General features: G+C 52.3%; 10 protein-coding genes. 2 read left to right on the top strand and 8 right to left on the bottom strand.

The window, feature by feature from the left end; translation table 11 throughout:
• From QPL96_RS19015 to QPL96_RS18980, 8 genes are all read right to left on the bottom strand, one after another.
• On the bottom strand, positions 1–781 hold a 781-nt coding region (locus tag QPL96_RS19015; RefSeq protein ID WP_303288856.1), incomplete at its 3' end, for a PAAR domain-containing protein.
• A 1,184-nt stretch (positions 782–1,965) separates the two neighbouring features.
• Entirely contained in the window at positions 1,966–2,265 is a 300-nt protein-coding gene (locus tag QPL96_RS19010) for a type II toxin-antitoxin system RelE/ParE family toxin (RefSeq protein ID WP_303288855.1), read from the bottom strand.
• The gene (locus QPL96_RS19005) at positions 2,266–2,535 is read right to left on the bottom strand and encodes a type II toxin-antitoxin system Phd/YefM family antitoxin (RefSeq protein ID WP_008284815.1); all 270 of its coding nucleotides are present in this window, start codon (positions 2,533–2,535) and stop codon (positions 2,266–2,268) included.
• 89 nt (positions 2,536–2,624) lie between these two features.
• Entirely contained in the window at positions 2,625–3,530 is a 906-nt protein-coding gene (locus tag QPL96_RS19000) for a hypothetical protein (RefSeq protein ID WP_303288854.1), read from the bottom strand.
• Between the two features lie 57 nt (positions 3,531–3,587).
• Positions 3,588–3,803 (bottom strand): hypothetical protein, encoded by a 216-nt coding sequence (locus QPL96_RS18995; RefSeq protein WP_303288853.1) that lies wholly within the window; start codon positions 3,801–3,803, stop codon positions 3,588–3,590.
• A gap of 454 nt (positions 3,804–4,257) precedes the next feature.
• Positions 4,258–4,518, bottom strand: a complete 261-nt coding sequence (locus QPL96_RS18990; protein WP_303288857.1) for a zinc-ribbon domain-containing protein — start codon at positions 4,516–4,518, stop codon at positions 4,258–4,260.
• 151 nt (positions 4,519–4,669) lie between these two features.
• Positions 4,670–5,008 carry a DUF2750 domain-containing protein gene (locus tag QPL96_RS18985; RefSeq protein WP_303288852.1) on the bottom strand — a complete coding sequence of 113 codons (339 nt, stop codon included), beginning with the start codon at positions 5,006–5,008 and terminating at the stop codon, positions 4,670–4,672.
• 795 nt (positions 5,009–5,803) lie between these two features.
• Positions 5,804–6,277 carry a HEPN domain-containing protein gene (locus QPL96_RS18980; protein WP_303288851.1) on the bottom strand — a complete coding sequence of 158 codons (474 nt, stop codon included), beginning with the start codon at positions 6,275–6,277 and terminating at the stop codon, positions 5,804–5,806.
• 495 nt (positions 6,278–6,772) lie between these two features.
• Here QPL96_RS18980 and QPL96_RS18975 point away from each other — a divergent pair, with 495 nt between their 5' ends.
• A complete protein-coding gene (locus tag QPL96_RS18975; RefSeq protein ID WP_303288850.1) occupies positions 6,773–7,045 on the top strand; it encodes a type II toxin-antitoxin system Phd/YefM family antitoxin in 273 nt (90 codons plus the stop codon).
• Positions 7,026–7,298, top strand: coding sequence for a Txe/YoeB family addiction module toxin (locus tag QPL96_RS18970; RefSeq protein WP_303288849.1), 273 nt, complete (start codon positions 7,026–7,028; stop codon positions 7,296–7,298). The genes QPL96_RS18975 and QPL96_RS18970 overlap by 20 nt, the downstream gene beginning before the upstream one ends.
• Positions 7,299–7,416 lie beyond the last annotated feature (118 nt).

Below are 7,416 nucleotides of genomic sequence, written 5' to 3'. Positions count from 1 at the left end.
GACCGTCGTCCGGCTCCCCGGACTTGGTCCCAACTCCCGACACATAGGTTGATAGCCGGTAGACCCTTTCGCCGGTCTCACTTTGGCCTCCTTCACGCTGGTAAAGGTTTTCCAGTTTGGAGACATTCGTTTCTGCGTTAAGGTAACTGCCTTCCATGATCTGCGACAGTTCACTGCTGCATTCCTCTTCCGATATGGCACCGGCTGCATTGGCCGTCAAACACTCGTCCATCTGCTGCTGATACGTCTGGGTGTTGTCGCGGTTATTGCCGGTGCCGTCAAAAAAGATACCAGCCTCCACCCGAACCGTGGGGCGATCTTCTTGGGTGGGGGAATCTTTCGGTTCTTCGTCCGGCAAGCCTTCGTCAATCAACGCACCCTTCTGAGCAGCCTTGCGAACAAATTCCTGCGGGTCTTTATCGAGCAGCTCCTTGGCGGCAGGGGTAAGCTGCCCTTTGTCATCCAGCGCACCCGCCATGGCGAAATCCACAACCGGTGCGGTGTTGGTGGCAACGCCCAAAATCACTCGTGGATTGCCGCTGACAATCGAACCGCCATGACTGGTGGGGCTGCCAAGGTAGGCCACTGGCATACCATCTGCTATTGCGAGCGGGTAGCCTTGAGTAATAACCGCACCGCAGCCGGTTACATCGCCAACCCGGGCAATGGGTTTACCTTCAACAAGGATGCTGGAGCCGTTTGGCATGATGGGGGAGGAGCCGTGCCCTTTGATCGGGCAAACATGCATGTCGCCGACGCAGGCGGCAATCAGGTTGCTCATAGTCAGAGTTCCTTTCTTTAATGAGTAGCGTCCTGGCTACCCGTGATTAAACATCGTTCAAAACCCGCGATTTTAGCATGGTTGGCACCACATAACGCTGAGGTAACCGGCGCCGGAGCGCAGCGGAGGGAACCAAAAGCGCCACGCTTTTGGCGTCCGGTTGACCGACTGGTTAAGGGCCGGTTACCCGATTACTTATTTTGGCACCCAATGCTGAATGCCCACTCCCGGTACTGTGTACTAACTTGATCCATGGCGCCAGGAACCAGAACACCGAATGGACGGAAGCTGACCAATGAATACGCCGGATTGCCCCGCGACCTGAACACCGGAATAGCGGCTAAAACCTTAGCCGAACCGGGGGGCTGTTTACTTGCGAGGCCAAACACCGGAACCGACACCAAACACCAAACCCAAGAACACTGGAGCTAGGCCTTTAACGCCGCGCACAACGGCGCCCTGACAAGGGCGTCCGGCGGCCGCAGGCCGCGTATTGATGCGCCTGGTTAAGGGCCGTTCACCCGATTACTTATTTGGGCACCCAAAGTCGAATGCCCACTCCCGACACCTTGCACCAGGCTGACCCATGGCGCCAGGAATCAGAACACCAAATGGACGGAAGCTGACCAATGAATGCGCCGGATTGTCCCGCGACCTGAGCACCGAATTACCGGCCAAAACAATTGCCAGACTGAGGGCTGTGTTCTGCCTGCCGGCAACCGCTGAAATAGCAGCCAAACACCAAACCCAAGAACACTGGAGCCAGGCCTTTAACGCTGAGGTAACCGGCGCCGGAGCGTCAGCGGAGGGAACCAAAAGCGCCACGCTTTTGGCGTCCGGTTGACCGACTGGTTAAGGGCCGGTTACCCGTTGTTTTGTATTGGCACCCAGTACTGAATGCCGACTCCCGGTACTGTGTACTAACTCGAACTATGGCGCCAGGAACCACGGCACTGAATGGGCGGGTTTTGTCCGAGGTAAAGCCGGATAGCCCCGCGACCTGAATGCCAGATTACCGGCCAAAACCACTACCAGACTGAGGGCTGTTTTCTGCCGAGGCCAAACACCGAAACCGGCCGCAAACACCACACCCAAGAACACGACAGCCAGGCCTTTAACGCCTGCCATCACCGGTGACAGAACCGCAGCGAAGCGAAGGTTTTGGCATCCGGTGCATGGCCTGGTTATGTTTCGTTTTCTGGTAGTTCGAGCTGCCTCTCACTTCGCCAGACTCGTATGAGCACAACCTCTTTAGACTGCCTGAGGTAGACAACCCGAAATGGAGCGTGAATTAATTCGCGAATATGATCCAGGCTGAATTCAGGAACGACTCGACCAGCATCAGGGTGGACTTGAAGCATTCCACAATGTTCCAAGATAGCAGTCACGAAATCATCACCAATATGTGGCACATCCTCGTCTCTGTAATACTCCTGAATAGCCTTTAAGTCCTCAAGAGCGGACTGTGCGATGCGTAATTCCATTTACTTGATGCCCAATGTTTTCTTGGCGTCCTCCAACGACACGGTGTTGCCCTCACGAACATCCATAAGCCCCTGCGCCACCGCTTTTACAAACCGCAGTTCCTCTGCGGTTCTCTCATAATCCTCCAGCCCCTGAACAACAGCTATACCGCGGCCACGACTGGTAAGCAGAATCGGACGATGCGTGTCCTGCGCTCGACCAACCACCTTTCCGGGATTAATCTTCAGGTCTGATAGAGGAATGACATCCTCGGAAAACTTCACTTGCATAGTGATTACCTAGCCAACTATTCGGTGCTATTAATAGCACCTGTTAACAGACGCGGTCAAGAAATATAACGCTTAAATCAGTGGCGAGTTTACGAGTCCACTGCATTTTCTTGTTGTACGGAGCTGTAAGCCGCAAGATCGATGTCAACTTCATGTCTGTTCAAATTTTTGTCACCAACATGAAGTGTATAGAATTTTGCATATTGACCATCCACATCAAGCAATCCTCGAATTTTTTTGTATCTATTCCTTATCAAAAGCTTAATATGCTTCCAATTGGCTTTACCATCATCCTTTACAAATTTATCATTCTCTGACGGCTTAAAGTAATTGATTAATTCAGCTTCAGCTATTGTTATTGCGTCAGCTTTTGAAATGGACGTCGTTGGTGGGAGTGATAAAACGGGCTCATCCCAATTCATAAATCCAAATAGGTGAATAATCAGAGTTTCGTATTCATTTTTTAGTAGCTTGGCATCCAGCTCATTCAATTTTTTATGAGGAAAAAGCCTGTCAAATGGCTCTTGCTCAGTCTTTCCTATATAAGCAACCTTCTGATTGCCCACTTCGATATTAAAGTGATTTATGATCTGATCGACCGTCAGCCTACAATTTTCAGCCTTCTCAGCACTAGGAAGCTTGCTATAATCAACATCTTTAGTTTTAGATGTATCCCAGTCGGCCTCATTCAACTCATAAAATCTAGGGTTGCCTTTCCGCGCCTGCTCCGCTTTTTCATTATTCGTCATACAATGTGCTAGCGGGTCAAAGATATTTATTTCAAATCGTGTTTCATGACGAACCGTAATCTCTGACGAATAGATGCCTCTTAATATCTTAAAACAAAGTGTTGGCGAAATAACACCTCTTTTAAGTAACTTTCGAGAAAGCTCATACACCCTCTTTTTAAAAGAGCCTTTAGGGTGATACTGATTAAATAGGACAAAAAAAAGAAATTCATTTCTATCATCAAATCTATCTTTTATACCAGGCATCGCGTACCAAATTTCAGGCAACGGAAAAGATATGCTAATACGATCGAATTTCTTTTTTTATGGATCACCCACACACACTTCACATTTAATGCTTCCATCAGAAGAAACTTTGGTTTTTCTCGGCTCAAAAAGACATTTATTCATAATGGAAAGAAAATAAATATCTGCGTTTTGATAGTGCTTATGTGCCCTTCGAAGCTTTCCTTCTTCATCATACATTTGTTCAGGCGTAAGAAATGCCCACGTTGGCCCATCAAAATGAAAGTTTTTCATATTCTAATATCCGTACAACGCAGAGCTTAGCGGCGGCCTTGTAATGGAGGCGAAGCCGCAATGAAAAGGCCGTCCGGCGGCCATCGGCCGCGTACTACAGCGCCTGGTTAAGGGCCGTTCACCCGATTACTTATTTGGGCATCCAAAGTCGAATGCCCACTCCCGACACCTTGCACCAGGCTGACCCATGGCGCCAGGAACCAGAACACCGAATGGACGGAAGCTGACCAATGAATACGCCGGATTGCCCCGCGACTTGAGCACCGAATTACCGGCCAAAACAATTGCCAGACTGAGGGCTGTGTTCTGCCTGCCGGCAACCACTAAAATAGCAGCCAAACACCAAGCCAAAGAGCACCGGAGCCAGGCCTTTAACGCCCAAGCTCAGCGGCGGCGCGGAGCGCCGTCCGCTGCAGCGCCTTGTTGGGCGGCGGCCACACTGAGAACCTGCTACCTACGCCGGCTTTCCACATTGCGGACAAAACTTTGCACCAGGTGGAATTTCCGCTGCACAGGACGCGCACTTTGCTGGAACCATCGAAGCCCCGCATTGCTGACAGAAGCGCGCGCTTGCGGCGTTGCTTGCCCCGCACTTTGGGCATGCTGAACTTGGTGGCGTGCTGCTAGGCTGCCCCCTGTAGTTCGGGTCATATCCACCATGATGACCACCGCCATAACGACCGCCATAACGACCGCCACCATGATGGCCTCCCATCGTGTGACGTAAAAGATCCTTAAAAAAACCCATCTTCAACCTCCTTCAGTCATTGAACCAACTATCTGCCGCCCAACGCCAGCCATAAGCGGCGGCCCGACAGGGGCGTCCGGTGGAGGGCCATCGGCCCGGAACAGACTTAATGGCATTGTTACGTTTTGAGTCTGGCACGGAGTTCCTCAGCTGTGTAGGTGAGAGACTCTTGGCCATAGCGGGGTGAAGCCAAGACATCGACGATTTGTAGGCTCGACGAACCCAACCAGGCAGCACCCAGGAAATTGCTCATCGGAACGAACACAGGGGATAGCCCTCTTTGGTTCAAATTCTCGGCGAACACTTCTGCTTTTTCTGATGACGACCAAACAGGAAGAGCCCTGCCACCCTCCGCTGGTAAGGCGTAAAGCGATTGGCCTGCCATTAGCACCCAAACACCGTCATGCTCCTGAACAGAGGTGATAAATTCACGATCACCGATGATTTCTACATTCATCCAATTACTCGATGCCTTGTCGACGACGAAACGTAACGCCGCGCACAACGGCGCCCTGACAAGGGCGTCCGGCGGCCGCAGGCCGCGTATTGATGCGCCTGGTTAAGGGCCGTTCACCCGATTACTTATTTGGGCACCCAAAGCTGAATACCCACTCCCGGTACTGTGTACTAACTTGATCCATGGCGCCAGAAACCAGAACACCGAATGCGCGAAAACTACCCGATGAATACGCCTGATTGCCCCGCGACCTGAGCACCGAATTACCGGCCAAAACAATTGCCAGACTGAGGGCTGTGTTCTGCCTGCCGGCAACCACTGAAATAGCAGCCAAACACCAAGCCAAAGAGCACCGGAGCCAGGCATTTAACGCTGCGCACAACGGCGCCCTGACAAGGGCGTCCGGCGGCCGCAGGCCGCGTATTGATGCGCCTGGTTAAGGGCCGCTCACCCGATTACTTATTTGGGCACCCAAAGTCGAATGCCCACTCCCGGTACTGTGTACTAACTTGATCCATGGCGCCAGGAACCAGAACACCGAATGGACGGAAGCTGACCAATGAATGCGCCGGATTGCCCCGCGACCTGAACTCCCGATTGGCCGCCAACATCCTTGCCAGACTGAAGGCGGTTTTCTGCCTGCCGGCACCCACTGAAATAGCAGCCAAACACCAAGCCAAAGAGCACCGGAGCCAGGCCTTTAACGCCTGCATAAACGGCGGCTTTTACGCAGCGAAGCGGAGAAAAAGCCGTCCGGTGGAGGCCCCTCGGGCCGGAACGAATTTAATGCAATTGTTAGGCTTGTACGCTTGGGGCATAAGTCTTGACCCACGAAATAAGCCGAACACTTGCCCGTTGCATGACTGATGCAGGGAAGTGTGTCAGCGTATGGCCGTAGCGAATTTCGTTCGGGAATTTGGACGCCCCGAGCTCCTCTGCTTCGAGCAACTTACCCAGTGTAGCGTCACTGTATTCGTCGGCTGCCTTGATGCCTCGAACGCAACTTGCCGGGACACGCTTGATAACACCCCTTGAAATTTCTCTCTCAATCGAGCAATTCGAGACGAGATTAACCAGCCTTGATAGGTCATGAGTTTTTGGGACAGAAACACCGGCCTCAGACAAAACATATTTCAGTGCTACTTCACATGCAACGAGGGCAGTATACAAGGCGGCTCGCTGAGCCTCGTCAGGCAAAGAGTCGCTACGGAGAATCAGAGCACTAGACTCAGCCATAGCTTCGGCAAATTCGAGGTTATATTCGCTCATAGCTCATGGGCCTCTTCCTGCCTAACGCTGAGGTAACCGGCGCCGGAGCGCAGCGGAGGGAACCAAAAGCGCCACGCTTTTGGCGTCCGGTTGACCGACTGGTTAAGGGCCGCTCACCCGATTACTTATTTGGGCACCCAAAGTCGAATGCCCACTCCCGACACCTTGCACCAGGCTGACCCATGGCGCCAGGAACCAGAACACCAAATGGACGGAAGCTGACCAATGAATGCGCCGGATTGCCCCGCGACCTGAGCACCGAATTACCGGCCAAAACAATTGCCAGACCGGCGGCTGTGTTCTGCCCGAAAACTGCTGCCAAACCGCGCCCAAACACCGCGCCCAAGAACACGACAGCCAGGCCTTTAACGCCAGCCAGCATGCGCGCCTGCGGAATGAAGGCGAAGCCGCAATGCAGTAGGCGTCGCCGTGACTGGCCTTGTTAGGGCTATTGGGATATAGTTGTACGGAGTTTCCGTACGTAATGGTGGAGTTATGGATGTTATCAGTGTAAACAAATTCAGAGATAACCTGAAAAGCCTTGTAGAACAGGTTATTAACAAACATGAGCCCCTCAAGGTGACGCGCCGCGCCGGAGAGGCTTTCGTAATTATGAGTGCTGAAGACTGGGAAAGAGAACAGGAAACCCTGCATGTTCTTCAGAACCGAGACCTGATGCAGCAGATTGCCACCTCTCTCGATACTCACAGCCGTGGCCAAGGATACACACCTAATGATGAGCAGATGAATGAGATCACTGGTATTTGAGGGCAGCACTTGGGAAGCCTATGAAAAAATGCGAGAGAAAGACAAGAAGCTGCACAAAGCTCTCTGCAAATTGCTGAAAGAAATGCTCCGCTCCGACGATCCAGCAATAGGCATCGGCAAACCTGAACCGCTTAAACACAACTTATCAGGCTTGTGGTCACGGCGTATCTCACAGAAAGACAGACTCATATACCGATTCGACGACAAATCCATTTACGTTTTCGCCATTGGAGGGCACTACGACCAGCCCTAACGCTGAGGTAACCGGCGCCGGAGCGCAGCGGAGGGAACCAAAAGCGCCACGCTTTTGGCGTCCGGTTGACCGACTGGTTAAGGGCCGCTCACCCGATTACTTATTTGGGCACCCAAAG

The organism is Marinobacter sp. SS8-8 (assembly GCF_030540945.1).
Classification (GTDB): domain Bacteria; phylum Pseudomonadota; class Gammaproteobacteria; order Pseudomonadales; family Oleiphilaceae; genus Marinobacter.
This window is presented reverse-complemented; position numbering and strand designations above follow the sequence as displayed.